Source organism: Rickettsia sp. TH2014 (genome assembly GCF_019249195.1).
Lineage (GTDB): Bacteria > Pseudomonadota > Alphaproteobacteria > Rickettsiales > Rickettsiaceae > Rickettsia > Rickettsia felis.
Window position 1 is genome coordinate 1 of record NZ_MXAX01000247.1, and the last position, 1,034, is coordinate 1,034.

A 1,034-nucleotide genomic window follows, 5' to 3' on the forward strand; every position below is an offset into this window, starting at 1 on the left:
GATAAGAAGACTTAGCAAAGGATGTGGGATTAATAGGGTGGAGTATTGCTATTAGTAGATAGTATTAGTACGGCTAAAAATGAATTAAAATTAACAAATCAATAGACAAAAAAATGTTATCAGAACAACAAACAGAATGGATTATAAGTAACAATCTTATAAATAAAGGGTGGCATATAGATAATGGCACGAACAAAAATGTATATTTGCAAAAGCCAAAAACAAAAGCCGAGCAACTAAAACTAAAAAATAAGAGAGCTGATTACATATTATACCGAAGCGGTACAGATGAAGCTATAGCAGTAATTGAAGCAAAAAAAGTTGGTAAAGATCTAAATGCTGCATTATCACAAGCTACAGAATATGCAAAATCGCTTGATGTACCAATTATATTTGCGGCAAACGGTGCTTATTGTGAAGCTCGTTTTGTTCCAAACAACAAGACGCTTATATTAAACGGTGAGGAAGTGAAAGAGTTGTTGAGCGAAAAAGAAATTTTAGCTTTTATTAATGAAAACAGTAATGAAGTTTTTACGATTCCTAAGGAGGTTAAGGTCTCAAGGGAAGGATTAATATCGATTTTCAAAAACCTTAATAATATTTTAAGGGGGGAGGGAATACGTGCAGGAATAGAAAGATTTGGTGAATTTGCAAATATATTATTCCTAAAATTGCTTAGTGAGAATAATGAAAAATCTTGGTGGAATACTATTAAAGCTCAATCAAATGATGACATTATCGGTTACATTAACAACTATGTTATAGAACAAATAAAAAATAAATATGGTATAATGGACTGAAAAAATTGGACAAAAAATAGTTAGTGTAACTTGGTAATAAGTTAGAATAGAGTCAATAACTTATAGGATATAAAATGACAAGAAAACAGATACGGAATTTTAGTGCTGAAGAGAAGACAAAGATAGTGCTAGAATTATTAAAAGAGGATGTAACAATATCACAGTTATCATCTAAATATGAGATTAGCAGCAATAGCATATCGCATTGGAAGAAGCAATTTTTATCAAATGCAG

2 protein-coding genes are annotated in these 1,034 nt (G+C 30.7%); both read left to right on the top strand.

Features of this window, described 5'->3' with window-relative positions; genetic code table 11:
* Positions 1-113 precede the first annotated feature (113 nt).
* Entirely contained in the window at positions 114-800 is a 687-nt protein-coding gene (locus KYQ89_RS07905) for a hypothetical protein (RefSeq protein WP_256621395.1), read from the top strand.
* 74 nt (positions 801-874) lie between these two features.
* On the top strand, positions 875-1,034 hold a 160-nt coding region (locus tag KYQ89_RS08350; RefSeq protein WP_218460148.1), incomplete at its 3' end, for a transposase.